Annotated in this window: 19 protein-coding genes; 7 read left to right on the top strand and 12 right to left on the bottom strand. The window is 53.0% G+C overall.

The annotated features are described in order from the left end of the window. Positions 1-27: 27 nt before the first annotated feature. The 3 genes from HH216_RS12210 to HH216_RS12200 form a co-directional block, all read right to left on the bottom strand. Positions 28-939, bottom strand: coding sequence for a DMT family transporter (locus HH216_RS12210; RefSeq protein ID WP_169551065.1), 912 nt, complete (start codon positions 937-939; stop codon positions 28-30). A 101-nt stretch (positions 940-1,040) separates the two neighbouring features. Further along, positions 1,041-2,117: an LptF/LptG family permease gene (locus HH216_RS12205; RefSeq protein WP_169551064.1), complete on the bottom strand. Its 1,077-nt coding sequence runs from the start codon at positions 2,115-2,117 to the stop codon at positions 1,041-1,043. A gap of 86 nt (positions 2,118-2,203) precedes the next feature. After that, positions 2,204-2,857: a metal-dependent transcriptional regulator gene (locus HH216_RS12200; protein WP_169551063.1), complete on the bottom strand. Its 654-nt coding sequence runs from the start codon at positions 2,855-2,857 to the stop codon at positions 2,204-2,206. Positions 2,858-3,101: 244 nt separating this feature from the next. Here HH216_RS12200 and HH216_RS12195 point away from each other — a divergent pair, with 244 nt between their 5' ends. Continuing rightward, positions 3,102-4,445 carry an Nramp family divalent metal transporter gene (locus HH216_RS12195; protein ID WP_169551062.1) on the top strand — a complete coding sequence of 448 codons (1,344 nt, stop codon included), beginning with the start codon at positions 3,102-3,104 and terminating at the stop codon, positions 4,443-4,445. Between the two features lie 68 nt (positions 4,446-4,513). Further along, positions 4,514-6,274 (top strand): ABC transporter ATP-binding protein, encoded by a 1,761-nt coding sequence (locus HH216_RS12190; protein WP_169551061.1) that lies wholly within the window; start codon positions 4,514-4,516, stop codon positions 6,272-6,274. A 68-nt stretch (positions 6,275-6,342) separates the two neighbouring features. On the opposite strand, the gene HH216_RS12185 is transcribed toward HH216_RS12190, so the two are convergent. Further along, on the bottom strand, positions 6,343-6,645 hold the full coding sequence (locus HH216_RS12185) for a hypothetical protein (RefSeq protein ID WP_169551060.1): 303 nt from the start codon (positions 6,643-6,645) through the stop codon (positions 6,343-6,345). A gap of 92 nt (positions 6,646-6,737) precedes the next feature. Beyond that, a complete protein-coding gene (locus HH216_RS12180; protein WP_254448395.1) occupies positions 6,738-8,024 on the bottom strand; it encodes a hemolysin family protein in 1,287 nt (428 codons plus the stop codon). A 121-nt stretch (positions 8,025-8,145) separates the two neighbouring features. On the opposite strand from HH216_RS12180, the gene HH216_RS12175 reads away from it, so the two are divergent. Further along, positions 8,146-8,835 carry an NUDIX hydrolase gene (locus tag HH216_RS12175; RefSeq protein WP_169551058.1) on the top strand — a complete coding sequence of 230 codons (690 nt, stop codon included), beginning with the start codon at positions 8,146-8,148 and terminating at the stop codon, positions 8,833-8,835. Positions 8,836-8,888: 53 nt separating this feature from the next. Here HH216_RS12175 and coaD read toward each other — a convergent pair whose 3' ends face one another. The 4 genes from coaD to HH216_RS12155 all read right to left on the bottom strand — a co-directional run bounded on the left by coaD (position 8,889) and on the right by HH216_RS12155 (position 11,439). After that, positions 8,889-9,359 carry a pantetheine-phosphate adenylyltransferase gene (gene coaD / locus HH216_RS12170; RefSeq protein WP_169551057.1) on the bottom strand — a complete coding sequence of 157 codons (471 nt, stop codon included), beginning with the start codon at positions 9,357-9,359 and terminating at the stop codon, positions 8,889-8,891. A gap of 33 nt (positions 9,360-9,392) precedes the next feature. Next, complete coding sequence (locus HH216_RS12165) at positions 9,393-10,283, bottom strand: DUF3822 family protein (RefSeq protein WP_254448394.1); 891 nt, start codon at positions 10,281-10,283, stop codon at positions 9,393-9,395. Positions 10,284-10,372: 89 nt separating this feature from the next. After that, a complete protein-coding gene (locus tag HH216_RS12160) occupies positions 10,373-10,873 on the bottom strand; it encodes an NUDIX domain-containing protein (RefSeq protein WP_169551056.1) in 501 nt (166 codons plus the stop codon). Between the two features lie 128 nt (positions 10,874-11,001). Then, positions 11,002-11,439, bottom strand: coding sequence for a CBS domain-containing protein (locus tag HH216_RS12155; protein WP_169551055.1), 438 nt, complete (start codon positions 11,437-11,439; stop codon positions 11,002-11,004). A gap of 57 nt (positions 11,440-11,496) precedes the next feature. Between HH216_RS12155 and HH216_RS12150 the strand changes: the two genes are divergently transcribed. From HH216_RS12150 to HH216_RS12140, 3 genes are all read left to right on the top strand, one after another. Then, positions 11,497-13,008 (top strand): ATP-dependent DNA helicase, encoded by a 1,512-nt coding sequence (locus HH216_RS12150; protein ID WP_169551054.1) that lies wholly within the window; start codon positions 11,497-11,499, stop codon positions 13,006-13,008. A gap of 172 nt (positions 13,009-13,180) precedes the next feature. Continuing rightward, a complete protein-coding gene (locus tag HH216_RS12145; RefSeq protein ID WP_169551053.1) occupies positions 13,181-13,516 on the top strand; it encodes a hypothetical protein in 336 nt (111 codons plus the stop codon). Between the two features lie 178 nt (positions 13,517-13,694). Beyond that, complete coding sequence (locus HH216_RS12140; RefSeq protein WP_169551052.1) at positions 13,695-14,279, top strand: DUF4126 domain-containing protein; 585 nt, start codon at positions 13,695-13,697, stop codon at positions 14,277-14,279. Here HH216_RS12140 and HH216_RS12135 read toward each other — a convergent pair whose 3' ends face one another. Together HH216_RS12135 and htpG are read right to left on the bottom strand one after the other, a co-directional pair. Further along, on the bottom strand, positions 14,280-14,723 hold the full coding sequence (locus HH216_RS12135; RefSeq protein ID WP_169551051.1) for a response regulator: 444 nt from the start codon (positions 14,721-14,723) through the stop codon (positions 14,280-14,282). A 342-nt stretch (positions 14,724-15,065) separates the two neighbouring features. Continuing rightward, the gene (htpG, locus tag HH216_RS12130; protein WP_169551050.1) at positions 15,066-16,895 is read right to left on the bottom strand and encodes a molecular chaperone HtpG; all 1,830 of its coding nucleotides are present in this window, start codon (positions 16,893-16,895) and stop codon (positions 15,066-15,068) included. 589 nt (positions 16,896-17,484) lie between these two features. Here htpG and HH216_RS12125 point away from each other — a divergent pair. Then, entirely contained in the window at positions 17,485-17,790 is a 306-nt protein-coding gene (locus tag HH216_RS12125) for a rhodanese-like domain-containing protein (RefSeq protein WP_169551049.1), read from the top strand. A gap of 66 nt (positions 17,791-17,856) precedes the next feature. On the opposite strand, the gene HH216_RS12120 is transcribed toward HH216_RS12125, so the two are convergent. After that, complete coding sequence (locus tag HH216_RS12120) at positions 17,857-18,786, bottom strand: bestrophin family protein (protein WP_169551048.1); 930 nt, start codon at positions 18,784-18,786, stop codon at positions 17,857-17,859. Positions 18,787-18,791 lie beyond the last annotated feature (5 nt).

Raw genomic sequence — 18,791 nt, 5'->3', positions numbered from 1 at the left:
TAGTGACTGCCGTACAGCTTGCTACCGCTACGCCGGCTCGACCTTCGGCCGATCCAGAAACGGGTAAGAAAGTACCGCCAGCAGGATAACCAGTGTGCCCAGATAAAAGCCAGCCGTCATACGTTCCGTGTCGCCAAAGATCAGTACAGCCAGCAAAATTCCGTACACTGGCTCCAAATTTACGGTTAATATGGCCATATACGGCGAAAACTTACGCAGTAGCCCTACCCCTACCGAATACGCGTATACCGTACAGACCATCGACAAGATACCCAGCCACAGCCATTGCGCAGCCGTTTCGGGCACAAACTGCACAGTCGCATTAGCCCCTGCCGGACCCACGTAACGCACAGCCAGCCACAGCCCAAGCGCCCCGACGGTAGCCCCCGCCATCTCGTAGGCCGAGATAACCAGCGATTCGTAGCGCTGCGCGAAACGGCTGTTGATAATGGTAAATAGCGACGATAACATGGCCGATAGCACCGCCACCACGAGCCCGGCCATTTTATCAAATTCGAAGCGAAAAATCAGGTACAGGCCCGACATCACGACGCCCCCCAGTATGACTTCGATGAGCCGGACGCGCCGACGTAACACAATCGGTTCGAGCACGCTGGCCCACAGCGAACTCGTTGCCATACCCGCCAGACAAACCGATACGTTGGCGAGCCGGGCCGCCAGAAAAAACAGCACCCAGTGCAGGGCAATAACGCCCCCGGTGGCCAGCAGCTTCCAGCGATCTGCGGGCGAAACGTCCATCGACTGTTTCCGAAACCGCAGCACGGCCAGCAGTCCAATCGTCGCTAGTCCCGTCCGGAACAGTACCACCGCCGATGCGTCAAGCGGTTGCAGCAGTTTACCCAGGATAGCCGTAAACCCCCAGATCAGGACAATGAAATGAAGCTGGAAATAATCAGTAGGCGAAGGCTTCTGGGGCATAATGTGGGAGTATAGAATGAACGAGTGATAGACTGATTGAATAGGCTGGCGCAGACACTTTTCTATTCAATCAGTCTATCACTCATTCATTCTATCATTGTTTACCTCGGAATAGTGTTGTAGAGCAACAGGCCGATGGCGGCAAAAATAAGGTTTGGGAGCCAGACCGCGATGATCGGGTTGAGAAAGCCCTCCTGCGCGATCCCTTTGGCCAGCATGAAAAACAGCAGGTATGTGAAGGCCAGAAAGAAGCCCAGTGCCACCTGCCAGCCTACCCCCCGCCGACTCTTCCGGGCCGACATAATGACGCCAATTACCGTCAGGATGATAATGGCGAACGGACGGGTGTCACGGCTGTATTTCTCAATCAGATACGTCTCGACCCCATCGGCACCCCGGCTTTGTAGCAGTTCGATGTGGTGGTTTAACTCGGGGAGCGTCAGGGTTTCAAACAGGTTGAAATCAGAGCTGAAATCGTCGGGTTTCAGGTTCAGCGTCGTGTCGATGCGGGTGCCGGGGGTCAGCGTTTCCGTCGGCCCGTTGATCGACCGGACGGTGTAATCATAGATGCCCCACTTCTTCTTCTTGGTATCCCATTCGATACGGTCGGCCGAGAGCTTCGCCTTCAGCTGATTCCCCTCGACCCGCTCCAGCGTAAACTTATAACCCGTGTTGCTCAGGTTGTTGTAGCTTTCCAGATACGCGTATGTATTGGGCGCTATCTTAATATGTACGTTTCGCCCCGAATACGTGTACGGGTTGTTGATGTACTTGATCTCAAACGCAATCCGGGTTTTGTTGGCCTTCGGAATGATGTAATTGACCATAAAGTACGTCAGCACAGCCAGCACCGACGCCCCCAGCAAGTACGGCCACAGCAGCCGAATGAAGCTGATGCCGCTGCTCAGCATAGCAATAATTTCGGTGCGGGCCGCCAGCCGCGACGTCAGGAATACCGTCGCGATAAACACCATGAGCGGGCTGATGTAGTTGGCCCAGTAAGGAATGAAATTCAGGTAATACTGACCCAGAATCTCAGCCGCTGTTACGTTGTTTTTGTGGAAGTTATCCACCTTCTCGGTATAGTCGATCATCACCACCACCAGTACAATCACCATCACCACGAAGATGTAGGTTTGCAGGAAGCGTTTCAGAATATACCAGTCTAAGAGTTTCATTTGTTCAGTTCAATGTTTAACGTCTAAGGCTTAAAGTTGGCGGCTTGTCAATAACCTTAAACCTCGAACTTTAAACTTTAGACCCACTATTCCACCAGTAGATTCCGGGCGACTTCGTGGCTGACGAAGATCGGCTGACCTGATTCGCTGACAATACGTATTGACCGATCGAACGGATTGATTTCGCCCATCGAAACGGCGCAGCCCAGCGTAAGCTGGCAGCGGTCGAGGTGTTGCAGAAATGCCGTCGAATGCTCCAGTACACCCATCAGCCGCACCGATTCGCCCACGCTGACTTCCGATAGCTTCCGGTATTCCGTCGCGGGCATCTGACCGGCCTGCGTCGGAATCGGGTCGCCGTGGGGGTCGAACTGCGGGTGATTCAGGAACGCATCCAGTCGGCTCGTCAGTTCGTCGGAGCGGATATGTTCGAGTTCCTCGGCAATGTCATGCACCGCATCCCAGCCAAAACCCAGCTTGTCAACCAGAAATACTTCCCACAGGCGGTGCCGCCGAATGATCCGTAGAGCCTGCCGTTCGCCTTCTTCCGTCAGCCGTACGCCCTGGTATTTTTTGTAGTGAATCAGCTCTTTATCAGCCAGTTTACGCAGCATATCCGTTACCGAAGCCGCTTTTGTAGCCGTGACTTCCGCCAACGCGTTCGTACTCACGTCGCCCTCCTGCCGTAGCGCGAGCGCATAAATCGTTTTCAGATAATTTTCTTCCGTGAACGAATGCATAAGAGACTAACCAGCCTTACAACGAATGGGCAGGTATCAACAGTTTACGCGCAAAGGTACTTTTTGTGTTAAACTTTCTAAAAATTTAGAGGAGTCTAAATTTTTGTTTCAACATTCCTTACTTTTATACGTTACATAGCTGAATTGCCATAGAATCTGAGTAAAGGCGTGCAAACAGAAAAGAACTAAGAAGCCAACGTTCGGGCTGGTTTCTTTTTCTCCCCGCGGCTTTCTTCCCCCTTACATGAACGTTACGAATACAACAACAAAAGGCTGGCGGCAGGATAGTACGACCAACTCGCTGGCCGACGTACATAGCTCGGTCTCCGTACCACACAACGCCGGTTTTTTTCGGACGCTCATGGCCTACGCCGGACCGGGGCTGATGGTAGCGGTTGGCTACATGGACCCCGGCAACTGGGCCACCGACATTGCCGGTGGCGCACGGTTTGGGTACCGGCTGTTGTCGGTCGTGCTGATTTCCAACCTGTTCGCGATTCTCCTGCAACACTTGTCGCTTAAACTGGGCATTGCCACCGGTCGTGATCTGGCTCAGGCCTGCCGCGACCATTTCAGCAAACCCGTAGCGTTTGTGCTGTGGCTACTGGCCGAGATTGCCATTGCCGCAACCGATCTCGCCGAAGTGATCGGGTCTGCCATTGCGCTTAACCTGCTGTTCGGCCTGCCGCTGGCGGTTGGCATTCTCATCACAGCCGCCGACGTGCTGCTGCTGCTGTATTTGCAGAACAAAGGCTTTCGGGTCATCGAACGAATCGTTGCCAGCCTGATTTTTATTATTCTGGCCTGCTTCGGCTATGAGCTGATTGTGTCGCGACCCGACATGGGTTCGGTAGTCGACGGGTTACTTCCCCGGCCCGAAATCGTGACCAACCCCAGCATGCTCTACATCGCCATTGGTATTCTGGGGGCTACCGTGATGCCGCACAATCTGTATTTGCATTCGAGTATCGTACAGACCCGCGACTACCCCCGAACCGATGCCGGTCGGCAGACAGCTATTCGATTCTCCACCATCGACTCGACAGTATCACTGTTTCTGGCGTTTTTCATCAACGCGGCCATCCTCGTATTGGCAGCTGCGGCCTTTCACTATTCGGGCAATCAAACCGTCGCCGACATTACCGATGCCCACCGGCTGCTCGATCCGGTTCTTGGCGTCAAACTGGCTGGTATCCTGTTTGCCGTGGCCCTATTGGCATCGGGCCAAAACTCGACGCTGACGGGTACGCTGTCGGGGCAAATCGTGATGGAAGGGTTTCTGCACCTGCGCATCAAGCCGTGGTTACGCCGACTCATCACCCGCCTGATTGCCATCGTTCCTGCCCTGATCGTCGCCATTCTGTATGGTGAGCACGGCACCTCGGAACTGCTCGTGTTCAGTCAGGTCGTTCTATCCCTGCAACTCAGCTTTGCCGTAGTGCCGCTGGTGATGTTCACGGGCGACAAACTGAAGATGGGTAAATTCGTCAATTCCGGCTGGATGAAGGTGACGGCCTGGGCCGTAACTGCCCTGATTATCGGGCTGAACGTATACCTGCTGTGGGATACAGTCAGAGCCTGGGTGTGAGGAATCGTATGGCTTGGGAAACGTTCGCTACGCCGATTGGGTTATCCTGCTGAACTCCCCCGCTTTCCGTGAACGAAGAAACAAAAAGTGGCCGCATCTTCGATGTAGTCATTCTGAAAAGGCTCTACGCTTTCGTACAGCCCTACCGGAGTCGCTTTTTCGGACTGGTCGCCATCATTATGCTGGCCGCCTGTCTGTCTCCGCTGACTCCCCTCCTGATTCGATACACCATTGATGATGTCATCAGTGCCGGTGACTACAACCGGCTGACGACTATGCTCATCGTCATGCTGGTGGTGCTGGTCGTGCAGGCGGCTGTTCAGTTTTATAACACGTACTTGTCGGGCTGGCTGGGGCAGTACGTTATTCGGGATATCCGGGTGCAGCTCTACCGCAAGATTCTGACGCTGCGGCTGAAATTCTTCGACAACACCCCCATCGGCCGACTCGTTACACGCTCCATTTCCGACGTCGAAACGCTGGCAGATGTGTTTAGCGAAGGGATGGCCGCTATCGCTGGCGATATTCTGCAACTGGTGCTGGTGATCGGCGTAATGCTGTATACCGACTGGCGGCTTGCACTCATCAGCCTGTCGACCATCCCGCTGATGTTGATCAGCACGTATATTTTCAAGGAAAAAATCAAGAAGTCGTTCAACGAAGTCAGAACGGCGGTGGCAAACCTGAACTCGTTTGTGCAGGAACACATCACCGGTATGAGCATCGTGCAGATTTTCGGCAGCGAAGCCATTGAAGCCGACAAGTTTCGCGACATAAACGGCGAACATCGCAAGGCCAACATCCGCTCTATCCTTTACTATTCGATTTATTACCCCGTCGCCGACATTATTTCGGCGGTAGCCGTGGGGCTGGTTGTGTGGTACGGTGCGCGGCAGATTATTCATTCCGACATCACCTTCGGGACCGTTACGGCTTTCGTGATGTTTATTAACCTGTTTTTCCGCCCAATCCGGATGCTGGCCGACCGCTTCAACACCCTGCAAATGGGTATCGTCAGCACCGACCGGATCATCAAACTCCTCGATAGCGACGAGTATACCCTCAACAACGGAAAGCATGCCCCCGCCACCCTCCGGGGCGACGTAAGTTTCGATCACGTCTGGTTTGCGTACAACGAAGAAAACTGGGTGCTGCGCGACATCAGCTTCCGCGTCAAAGCGGGCGAAACAGTTGCATTTGTCGGCGCAACCGGGGCGGGTAAGTCGTCGATTATCAACCTGCTCAGCCGATTCTACGACATCAATAAAGGCGAAATTTGCGTCGATGGTGTCGACGTTCACGATTACGAACTGGGCCACCTGCGCCGGAATATCGGTGTCGTGTTGCAGGACGTGTTTCTGTTTTCCGATACAATTGAGAACAACATTACCCTCGGCGACAAGCGCATCAGCCGCGAAAAAATGGTCGAAGCGGCCAAGCTCGTTGGTGTTCACGACCTGATCGAGCGACTGCCGGGTGGTTACCAATACAATGTGATGGAGCGGGGCTCGACACTATCCGTTGGGCAGCGTCAGCTGATTTCGTTTGTCCGGGCAATGGTGCAGGACCCGAAGATTATTGTGCTTGACGAAGCAACGTCGTCCGTCGATACGGAGACGGAGGAGATGATTCAGCACGCTATCAGTACGCTGATGAAAGGGCGTACGGCTATCGTTATTGCCCACCGGTTGTCGACCATTCAGAAAGCAAACAACATCATCGTCGTCGATAAGGGGCATATTGTCGAGCAGGGTACGCACGAACAGCTGTTGCAGCGGGGCGAATTTTACGCCAACCTGTACCGAATGCAGTACAAAGAAGTGGTATAAACAAGCGGGCCGGTCAGCTAACTGACCGGCCCGCTTGTTTATGGTGCCCCCTAACAGCACGTCGTCATTTACGACAGATTCTTTTCTTCGTCTTCCAGCCCGGCTCCGGTAATACCCTCCGTAACGTGTTTCGCTTCGCCAACCTGCGGCTTTGCATCGGTTGGGCCGGGGCCGCTACCATCGAGTGCGTAGGCTATATTTTCCGACAGATTTGCCGGTGCGATAGGTGCGTTTTCCGAATCAGCGAGTTCGAGATCGGTCGCTGCTTTGTCCTGCTGTTGATTGATGATTTCTTCGTCGGCGTTGGGGTCGTGGTCAAGGCCAGACGGTACATCGCGAAGCGGACGCCCGCTGTTGTCGTTTGTGTTCATTGTCGTTGACGGTTTTCGTTGGATGTAGGCTTTCCAGGCTACACGTTCGCTACATACCAAAAACTGTAAACGATCAGCGACTGTTTGGCGGCTTAATCTTCGGCAGCCCGCCAGACCATGATTTTGTCGATACGGCTCTTGTCCATATCCACGATCTCGAACCGGTACGACTGCCACGCAAACTGCTCGCCCGTCTGAGGAATATCTTTCAGAATATGCAGCGCGAAACCGCCGAGTGTATCGAAGCCAGTCAGGTCACGACGATTCTGCGGTGTAATACTAATCTCAAAGTAAGACAGAAAATCTTCGAACGGTAGCTGCGCGTCGATCAGGTAGCTACCGTCGTCGCGTTTGCGGATTTCGTAGTCGTCGGTTGCGTCGTCGATGTCACCGACAAGTACGTCCAGAATGTCGTTGAGCGTAACGACGCCAAGCACACCGCCATATTCATCGACAATCACGCCGACGTACTGCTTGCGCTCGCGGAACCGCTCCAACACCTGATACGCCCGGTTGTTTTCGGGCACAAACAGCGCGTCACGTTTTAAGTCGTTCAGCCGCAGCAGTTCCGTATCGAGGTCTTTACCCAGAAAATCCTTTGAATAGATCAGGCCGATAACCTCATCGACCCCGCCATTACAGAGCGGAAATACGGAGTGGCGGTGCGTCGTGATTTTTTCTTTGTTCTCGGCCGGATCGTCCTCAAGATCAAGGTAAACGATCTCCTGCCGGTTGGTCATCAGCGACGTAATCTTGCGGTCGCCGAGTTGAAACACGTTCTGTACAATCTCCTGCTCAATTTCCTCGATTGCGCCCCCGGTCGTGCCTTCCTGAATCAGACTTTTGATTTCTTCCTCCGTAACAGCACTGTCATTGGGCTTGATCTGCAACAACTTAATCAGCGTATCGCTCGAAAAGGTGAGCAGCGCGATAAACGGTGCGGTCAGTTTCGAGAGCAGCATCATGGGAGCCGCCATCGTTTTGGCAATGCCTTCGGGATTCGACAGACCGATACGTTTTGGCACCAGTTCACCCAGCACCAGCGATACGTACGTCAGCACGATCAGCACCAGTACGACCGCCACCGAGTGGGCGTAGGGTTGCAGCACGGCGATCTGGGCCACATACCCTTCAACGTCGGTGGTGATCTTATCGCCGGAGAAAATACCCGTCAGCAGACCGATCAGGGTAATCCCGATCTGCACCGTCGACAGAAATCGGTTCGGCGAATTGGCCAGATCGAGCGCCGACTGTGCCTGCCGGTCGCCGTTTTTAGCAGCCGCTTCAAAGCGCGATTTTCGGGAGGAAACAAGGGCAATTTCTGACATGGAAAAGACACCATTCAGAATCGTCAGCAACAGAATTATCAGCAGTTCCACACAGGGAGAGAATTGGCCTGACGCAAAAATAGCATAATAGGGCATGTTTCCGCCCTTATTTGCCGCAGGTTAGACCGCGCGTTTCGTTACTTTTGCCTTTGCTACTTATTTATTCTTTTTCATGATTGTCTTTATTGACGACCGCCCCCTGCGGCTCATCAGTCTGAAAACAGCGGCCCGCCTGACGGGATCACCTGCGCTAACATCAACAACGGATTTTGATAATATCATCGATGCCCGGCTGGGTGTCGTCAAAGAAGAATCGCTGACGGGGCACCTGCTTGTTCTGAACGCTACCCCCGCTACCGTCGACAAACTGCTGACGCTGTTGCAAAAAACAAAGTCCGGTCGGCTACTGTCGATCACGCTGGGTTGCCTCAGTAAATCAGATTGTGAATCGGCCGTCAAACGAAATTTCAAGGTTATCAAAGCCGCCGGTGGCGTGGTCGGCAAAGACAGCAAAATCCTGATGATGTTCCGCCGGGGCGTTTGGGACTTACCGAAAGGGAAACTCGACAACGGCGAATCATCGCGCGAAGGTGCAGCCCGCGAGGTGGAGGAAGAAACCGGCGTACGCGTGAAAGTGGGCGATCGCATCTGCACAACCTGGCATACCTATGCGCTCAACGGCAGCCGGATACTGAAACGCACAAAATGGTACCAGATGACGGTTATCGACGATGCCAACATGGCCCCGCAAGCTGAAGAAGGCATCGAACGACTCGCGTGGCTCGACTCACGCCAGACCCAGCAGGCCCTCACCAACTCGTTCAGTTCAATACGATACGTGATAGACGAGAGCCAGAAATGAATGAGTGATTGAGTGAATGAGTGATTGAGTGGTAAGCAAATCAGTCCATTCAATCATTCTATCACTCTATCATTCAACTTGTACGGCAGGAACGGATCGACGTTTTGCCCGTAACGATGCAGATCCCGGATGATGCTCGAACTGATCGGAGCCAGTTCGGGCGAGGTAATCAGAAAGATTGTTTCGACCTCTTCGTACACGTACCGATTGACCTGTGAGATACCGTTCTCGTACTCAAAATCGGTGGTGTTGCGCAGGCCCCGCAGTAGAAACCGGGCTCCTATGTCGCGGGCAACGGCTGCCGTCAGGTTTTCATAGCTAATAACCCGCACGGCCGGTTCATCGGCGAACGCTTCTTCGATCAGCAGGATCATCTGTTCCAGCGGAAAGTACCGGTCTTTGCGGGCATTCTTGCCGATGCCAATCACAACTTCGTCGAACAGTTTCAATCCGCGCCGGACAATATCTTCGTGACCACGCGTGAAGGGGTCGAACGAACCGGGAAACAACGCTATTTTCTTCATAGAAAGCCGGGAGCTGTCGCCGACATGGCTACGTCACTCTCCCATCAGGCAAAGTCCGTACAGGCTTAGATAACGATGGTCGGGCAGATCGCTGAAGTCGCTGCTCAGCGTCAGACCGGGGGGGAACGTACCGAAACGCAGGTGCGCCAGAAACCGACTCAGCTCGGTATACCGTTCGGCAAACGGAGTGATTTCGCCATATAACATCACAACCGCTGTTTCGGGGTCGATCTGTAGTTCGGCGAGTGTATACAGTACGTAATAGGTCAGGTCCTGCGCATTTCTGTAGCCAAACCGGTTGCAATAGCGCAGCGCGGATCCGGTGCGACAGATGACCGTCACGAATTCATCTTCAAAATACAGATAAACCGTCGGCTCTCCGGGTGTTTGCCGGGCCAACGCAGCCGTCGCTTCGAGCAGCGCCCCTACCTGATGCACAAACGTCAGCGGTTGCAGCGGGTACGCTTCCGAAAAGAAATCGGCCAGATCGTGGCTCAGGCTAAACACCGACAAATAGCCTTCGGCTTCGTGGGCGTAGGCCTGCGCAAACTCATGCGCGGGCAACTGACTCCCCCGCATCAGGGCCAGGTAACTACCGGCGTATTCCTTCCGGTAGAGCGGCTGAGGCACCAGCGTGAACGATGGCGTATTGATACTCACCCGGATTTCCTGCCAGGGCGACGCCGTCAGCAACGGGTGATCGCGAAAAATATCGGCCAGCAGGTCAGTCGGCAGACGATCGGTTAGCAACGAGGGGAACGCATAATCTTCGAGCCATTGCCCCTGCCCACGGTCATCCAGTGCAATGAACCGAAACCGGTCGTGCCCCGCTTCCAGACATAGTACCGCCCGCGCCGACTGTTCCGGACCGAATTGGTCAGCATGGATACTGATGGTGGGGGTGGGCATCTGAAGAATCTGCACAGGAACCAGACAATCGTTTGGTGTTACAACCTACTTATTTTTTGCGAGATGAGTCTACGGTAAAGAAGCAAAACTGGCTTTTTACTGCCTTAACGGGGCAAATAGCCGCGTAAAGCAAAGACATCGCTGAGCGAGTGGCAAAGCCGGAACAGGGCATGGACCTCTTCGGGCGGGTATGCTTTGATCTCATCAAACGACATCAGCCGCACTTCCTGAATGATTTGCCCATCGGCGCTCATCTCCGGATCAGTACCTGCCAGCAACTGCCCACCCAGCGCGTCGACCCGAAAAAATAGCTCAAGCGCGTGCAGGGGCGGTTGCATAAACTCGTTGACGAACAGCAGTTCACCCACCTGCACGTCCAGTCCGGTTTCTTCGGCAAATTCACGGACGAGCGCGTCGGGAGCGGCCTCGCCAAATTGCGCGCCCCCACCGGGCGGACACCAGAATGTATCGGTCGGGCCGATACCCCGGTGCCGGACCATCAGCAGCTGATCGTTCTGACAATAGAGGCCACAGACCCGCAGCCGAAGCCGGTTTCCATACAGCGTAATCACCTCCTGCCGGGGCTTGTCAAGTACCTGCGTCACAGCAAAATCAAGATTTTGGGACGCAAAGGTAGAAGTTTCTAGTTTGAGGTTTGTTGTTTGAGGTTTAAAGTTGTCGCTTAGCAGCCATAACAACCTTAAACCTCAAACAACAAACCTTAAACACCACATCAGTACGGGCTACCGGAGATGTAGCTTTCCAGCGAGTCGATGCGGGTTTTCTGGTCGCGCATGATGGCTGTTACCACGTCATTGATCGAGATAATGCCGATTAGTTTACCCGACTCCATGACGGGCAGGTGCCGGATGTGCTTGTCGGACATGATCTGCATACAGTCTTCCAGCCGCTGCTCGGGTTCGATCGTAATGACGTTGGGGGTCATAACGTCGCGCACCAGCGTATCGTCGGAGTGGCGGCCTTTCAGAACGATCTTGCGGGCGTAATCGCGCTCGGAAAAAATACCGGTCAGCTCGTCGTTGTCGACAACGAGTACGGCTCCGATATTTTTCTCGGCCATCAGTTTGAGGGCGTCAAGTACGGTTTCTCCCGAACCAACCGAGAACAGCGCGTTAATTGATTTTCCTTGTAGAATTTGGCGTATTTTCATCGTACTGAGGGGGTTAAGTGGCGGGTGAATATAGTCGTTTTTTCGTAAATTAGTAGCATGAATGATACCCAGACGGCGGCCAGTTTATTGGCCAAACGTTTCCCTTTTAAACCCACGTCCGGGCAGCTGGACTTCTTCGATAAAATCAGTGCCTTTATCAGTACCGACACCCCCGAACTCGATCCATACCGCGACTGCTTCCTGCTCCGGGGCTATGCCGGTACGGGTAAGACCACACTCGTTGGGACGCTGATCAAGATTCTGCCCCGCTTCGGCTACAAATCCGTTCTGCTCGCGCCCACCGGGCGGGCGGCAAAAGTCATGGCCAGCTATTCCAAGAAGCAGGCGCAGACCATTCACCGAAAAATATACCGGCAGGTGGCCGATCCAGGATCGGGGTCGCTCGCGTTTCAGCGGCAAAAAAACTACCACGAAGACACGCTCTTTATCGTTGATGAGGCTTCAATGATCTCGGACGAAGCCGATTTCGGGGGCAAAGGACTACTGACCGACCTGATCGACTTTGTGTTTGAAAACCCCGGCAACAAGCTCATGCTCGTGGGCGACACGGCGCAGCTTCCGCCCGTTGGGCGCGACCTCAGCCCCGCCCTTGACCGGGGCTTTCTGGCGAGTTCGTTCGATATGCATGTCTACGAGCAGGAGCTGACCGAAGTGATGCGTCAGGATGAAGAATCGGGTATTCTTTACAACGCCACCGACCTGCGGACACTGCTCGCCGAACAGGGTATCGGTACTGGCGACCCTACCCCCAAAGCGGTTGGCTTCGACGCCCTCCTGAGCGATGGTCCGACGGCACCGGCAACTGGCGTTCCGCCCATTCAGATCGACGTTCGCTCCTTCCGCGACATATTCAAAATGCCACTAACCAAGCTGGAAGACGGCATTCGCTACGCGTACAACAAATACGGCCGGGAAAATACGGCCATCATTTGCCGATCCAACAAGACGGCCTCGCAGTATAATCAGTTCGTCCGGCGAATGATCGATCAGTGTGAAGATGAGCTTGACGCGGGCGACATGCTGATGATTGCCCGGAACAACTACACCGTTCTGGGCGAAGACTCCCCGGCGGGTTTTCTGGCAAACGGTGAGTTTGTGGAGGTGCAGAAGGTACGTCGGCACGAGGAGATGCACGGCTTCCGGTTTGCGACCGTTACGATGCGGCTCATCGACTACGAAGATCACCCGGACTTCGAAGCCAAAATTCTGCTCGATACGCTGCACTCACCCGTACCCTCGCTGACGCAGGAACAGTCGAAAGCGCTGTACGAAAGCGTTGCGCAGGATTACTTCTACATAAAAAGTAAGAAAGAACGAGCTGAAGCCATCCGGCGCGACCCGTACCTGAATGCACTGCAAGTGAAATTCGCGTATGCCCTGACCTGCCACAAGGCGCAGGGTGGCCAGTGGAATGCGGTGTTTATCGATCAGGGGTTTCTACCGGAGGGGCAGGTCAACCACGAATTTGTTCGCTGGCTGTATACTGCTCTGACCCGCGCCACCGACGAGGTCTATCTGATGAATTTCAACCCTCAGTTTTTCAGCTAGTTACCAGCAACAGCTGATTTAATTCACTATATATCCCGTATCGGCATACAAATTAATCTCATGTTTCCATTTAGTAAATTTTGTTTAACTAAAATTAAACAGAATTTGTGTTTCTGCTGAGTATAAGTCAGTTTGCCACCGATTTAACTGCTTTTCTCCCCTGGCAGATACCATGAACGGATTTGAACTGTATAAGAAGTATATGACAATCGGTGAGTCTGCGAAACGCGGCACACCCGAGTGGACCTACGCGCAAACGTTGACGGAAGCTTTCTACATTGTAGGGGTGACGTATCTGTTCGATATGCTGGAAAAGGCAGAAGAGCAGGGCCTGTGTATTGAAGTCGTTTATTCGGAGTCGGCAGTTTCTGACATGATGCCTGCCTGTGGTATTCAACTCGCCAGTCGTGAACCAGTATCGAACAAATTAGAGGGACCCGGTTTGTTCTGGAAATATTCGTTGCCTGTGTCCGATAACGATAGCAAAAACGTAGCAGCAACCCGCTGACAACTACGACGGCGGCACTACCCCTGCCGGTCCTGCAAACAGTGAGCCTCGACGACCTAAGTTGTTCATCGCAGTAAATAAACGACAACAGGCAGGTTGCGGACAAAATGAAACTGGCGTTTCAAACAAACCCTTCTTCGGGAAATAGGTTAGGCATACAGAAACAGTGTAACGAACTATGTCTATTGCCTGGATAATGAGTGCCTGCCTGGGCGTTGGGCTGGCGGCCTGCTGCGGCTTCCGTGTATTCGTGCCCTTGCTGCTGGCGAGTATAGCAGCCCGGCTCGGATATATAAGCCCAATGGCCGGTTTTGAATGGCTTAGCCAGACAACTACGCTATTCGGACTAGCTGTAGCCACTGTATTTGAGTTGGGAGCCTATTACATTCCCTGGCTCGACAACATACTCGATACCATCGCCACACCCGCATCGATCATTGCAGGTACTTTGCTCAGCACTTCGCTCCTACCCATCGACAACCCGGTATTCCACTGGGGATTGGGCCTTCTGATGGGTGGTGGTTCAGCGGGTATCATTCAGGCGGGTACCAGCCTGCTTCGACTGGGCTCTACCGCTACCACTGGCGGATTGGCTAACCCCGTAGTGGCAACGGGGGAAAACGTGGCTTCATTCAGCCTTTCGCTGTTAACAATCTTTCTACCGCTGGTTGCTTTCGTAGTTCTGATTGTTGTTCTGCTGTTCTTCATGGCCCGGCTGGCGGCCCGCCGTCGGGTGTGGTTCACCCGACGCCCTCAACCCTAATCAGGCTTCCCGGCGGTGACGGAAGTCAAGCAGTGTTACTGTTTCAAACCAATAGGTTCTGAGATTGTACAGGTACGTTTTCCAGTCGCTGTACGAGTAGGGTTTCACCGTAAACGCTGATGCACCAAAGGCGTACGACCGTTCAATTTGCCGGGGTGTCTTCGAGCCCGACAGCATGACAACGGGTAACAGCCGTCCTTTAGGATGCGCCCGTAACATGGCCAGAAAATCCAGCCCATCGACTGCCCCTTTCAGATCAATATCAAGCAACACGATCTTTGGGCCTCTTCCCTCCAGGTCGTCTATATATGATTTTGCTTCTTCAAAACTGGCAACGTGTATGAACGAAGCTTCTGGAAAACTCGATTGAGCTGCCCGTTTCAGTACATCAGCAATCTGCTCGTCGTCGTCGACCAACAAAATGGGAAACTGCGCTTGTAGCATGTTATATGACTAGGAATCTATCAGGATTCCACCACTGTCGATTAAATAGATGAAGTTAATTACTACAAATTATACTGTTGAAATAGTCAATCGTACAGTTGTATACGATGATACCCGGCTAACGACGGTTGAACCGCAAAAATTGGCCCCAAACATACTACCTCTATACGTCAATCACTACCCAGCTAAGTATATTTACTCAATACTACTTAACGAATAAATTGGCGAGGCAATATAATCTAATTAAGCTACGTACCTATACCCATTCGCAGCTGATGCCGCTGTGTAAACAGAAAGGGCCACCCGACTGAGTGGCCCTTTCGTACTGATTAGCCCCTCCGACTACAGCTTCGCCACCGTGCGCTGCACAAAGGCGGTCAGCTCAGCGCCCGTCAGCATATTCTGCGCCAGTAGCGCCAAATCGTACGTTTGTTTGACGAGCGATTGCTGCGCGGCTTCATCAGTTTCGGCCAGCAGACGACCAATCAGTGGATGGTTGGCGTTGATAGCGACATTATACATCGCGGGCATATTGCCATAAAACGACTGTTCACCCGATAGCGCCGACATGTCTTTCATCCGACGCATAAACTCCGGCTGCGTGATCGTAACGGGCATTTCGTCGGCGGGCATCGCGGCTACCGTGATCGTCAGCGTCTTGTTGTCGAGCGTCTTCTCGTACAGCTCTTTCAACTTTGTCTGATCGTCGGTCGACAGTACGCTGTCGTTGCTGATGTCTTTGTCGATCAGTTTGTCGAGCGTATCGGCATCGACGCGCTGTAGCTGTACTTTCTCCAGCTTCGACTCCAGCGCGTTGATGAAGTGGGCGTCGATAACGTTGTCCAGCAGCAGTACGTCGTACCCGCGCCGGGTTGCCGAGGCTACGTAGGCATCCTGCTGTTTGCGGTCGGTGGTGTAGAGCCACACCAGCGTGTCCGACTTGTTGGTTTGGTTGGCCTGCGTCTTCTCGCGGTACTCATCGATCGTGGCATACGTACCATCGGTGCTTTTGAGTAGTACGAAGTTTTTGGCGCGCTCCCAGAATTTCTCGTCGCTCAGGATGCCATACTTGATGAACAAACCGATGTCGTCGAATTTCTCCTCGAATCCTTTCCGGTCGGCATTAAACAGTTCATTCAGTTTATCAGCGACTTTGCGGGTGATGTAGCCGTTGATTTTCTTGACGTTCGTATCGGCTTGCAGGAAGCTCCGCGACACGTTCAGCGGAATATCGGGCGAGTCGATAACGCCGTGCAGCATCATCAGGAAATCGGGCACTACGTCTTTCACCTCGTCGGTGATAAACACCTGCCGACTGTAAAGCTGGATTTTCTCCCGCTGAAACCGCAGTTCGTTTTTGATGCGCGGGAAATAAAGAATCCCGGTCAGGTTGAACGGATAATCGACGTTGAGGTGAATCCAGAACAGCGGCTCCTCACTCATCGGGTACAGCTCCCGGTAGAACGTCTTGTAGTCTTCGTCGGTCAGTTCCGAAGGCGACTTCGTCCAGATCGGCGTCGTGTTGTTGACCACCTCACCGTCGAACTCAACCGGTGTGGGCAGGAAACGGGCGTACTTGTCGAGGATACCACGAATCCGGCCTTTGTTCAGAAACTCCTCCGAATCCTCGGCGATGTGCAGAATGATATCGGTACCGCGCTCCGGGCGTTCAGCCGCCGTCAGTTCGTATTCGGTCGAGCCATCGCACACCCACCGGGCGGCTTCAGCGTTCTCGCGGTACGATTTTGTGACGATTTCAACTTCTTTGGCCACCATAAACGCTGAGTAGAAACCCAGTCCGAAGTGCCCGATGATCTGACCCTTATCGTCAGTCTTGTCTTTGTATTTCTCCAGAAAATCCGACGCGCCGGAGAACGCAATCTGATTGATATACTTCTTGATTTCGTCGGCCGTCATCCCGATACCATTATCGCTGATGGTAATGGTCTTGGCTTCTTCGTCCAGCGAAACAGTCACTTTCAAGTCACCCAGCTCGCCGTTGAATTCGCCAAACGACGCCAACTGCTTCAGCTTCTGCGTTGCATCGACGGCATTAGACACCAGCTCCCGCAGGAAGATTTCATGGTCGGAATAAAGAAACTTCTTAATGATCGGGAAGATGTTCTCGGTATGAATCGAGATCGTTCCTTTTTCGTGTTGTATGCTTTCCATAAAGCTAATTTGTCAGGGAATCGAACCAAATAGTATCTGCCCACTGCCAGACAAAGCTTGTTCCAGTTGGGCAATTAGCTGACAGATTGACAGCAATAAAAGGCTCCCTGCTTTACAACCTTTCCCAATTCGTCAGGCTCCTGTATGGAAAAACTCAATTAGCATATGCGCTATATCAGCTACTTACTACTCACCCTGCTATTTGGCTGCCATACTGATGATAATGGTGCAGTTAGTCCGGAACGTGGCATCAACGCCTTTATTTACGATAGCAGTATGTACGCTGATGGCTGTGAACTCCACCTGCAACTCGATTCGGGAAGTTCGCCTAACACAGGTCAACAGTATTTACCAATCGCTGCGTCGTTACCTCTCGTTCGACGTATAATCGCGGAATCGAATCTCGACCCTAAGGAGTTTGTTCATCTCCCAGTCATTGTTCGGTTTCAGGAAACAAACCACCGACGCGCTATTTCATGTGGCTGGGTAAGCCCCACTGTTCACGAAATCGCTATTCTGGAGATTAGTCGACGCTGATTCTCTACTACGGTACTGAACAGGGTGCAAATTGCCGTTGTTGTATCGACGTATGCTTACTCATTCGTACTCCGATATTTCGCTGGATGAACTCGACTCGCTTCGGCAGCAGCCCGGCACGCTGGTTGTTGATGTGCGCGATGAATGGGAGTTCGACGAGTTTAATCTGGGTGGTCTAAACCTGCCCCTGCCCGACATCCGAGCCCGCAAGGACGAACTGACTGGCCATGATCCGCTGATCGTCGTGTGCTCAAACGGTACCCGCAGCCGTATTGCCATTAAAGATCTGTTGCGTCAGCCCGAATTTCAGCAGCACACCCTCTACCATCTTCACGGTGGCCTAATCGGGGATGTATAACCGACAGGATTACAGGATTTACTGTTGAAAAAGAAAGTAAATCCTGTAATCCTGTCGAAAGAAAACCTACGTGACGATAACGAAGCCGGGTTTTGCGGCCTGTTTCTCGGCCTGCGGCAGTTCGTAATTCAGGATATCGTGTACGTTGACCCGAATCAACTGGCTGATCTGATTCAGCGGCAAATCGTTACGGTCGACACCAAACGGGTCTTCGATCTCCTCCCCGATCAGTTCCAGCCCAATCAGAATATAGGAAGTAAGCACCACGGCAGGAATGGTCATGTACCCAAACGCCTGAACGATGGTAAATGGCAATACCCCCACGTAAATCGTAATAAACAGCTTGATAAACAGGTTGTACGAAAACGGAATCGGCGTACTCTTGATCCGGTCGCAGATACCGGCCACGTCCATCATGGCTGTGAGCCGCTGATTCAGGTTGATATGTTGCGACGTCGACAGCATACCCTCCCGGTACAGCGATTCTGACCGGTTCCATAGCAGGCTCGACACGCCACCGGGTTTGTAATCGAACCGATTCAGTGTTTGTTTGTCTTCGTCGTCCAGCAGTTCCAGTTCATCTGTGTTTGTACTTCCCCGCAAGTGGTTTTTGAGCGCGAACGGAAAGTTGGAAATCATCTTTGCGAAGAACAATCGGTCTTCGTGTCGATCGAGCGGTAGTACGGCGTTAAAGTAAAGCGCCAGGTTCCGGCTGTTATTCACCAGAGCCCCCCAGGCAGTCCGACCCTCATAGAACCGGTCATAAGCCGTATTCGTCCGATAGATCAGCAGCAGGCTAAGCAGAATGCCCATTGCCGACAGAAACGAACTGGGCGTGTCTTTCAGGCGAGTGTCGAAGTAGTGTATTTCAACGGTCGTTACGATCGCAACGTAAATCAGTACGACACCCAGCCGCCGGAACAGTGCAAATGCAGTTGGACCAGTGTGGAAATGCCAAACAGCGGGTAGCCAGCTCTTTGCTTTGTAAAGGATCATAACAA

Origin of the sequence: Spirosoma rhododendri (genome assembly GCF_012849055.1) — a bacterium.
GTDB lineage: Bacteria > Bacteroidota > Bacteroidia > Cytophagales > Spirosomataceae > Spirosoma > Spirosoma rhododendri.
This window is presented reverse-complemented; position numbering and strand designations above follow the sequence as displayed.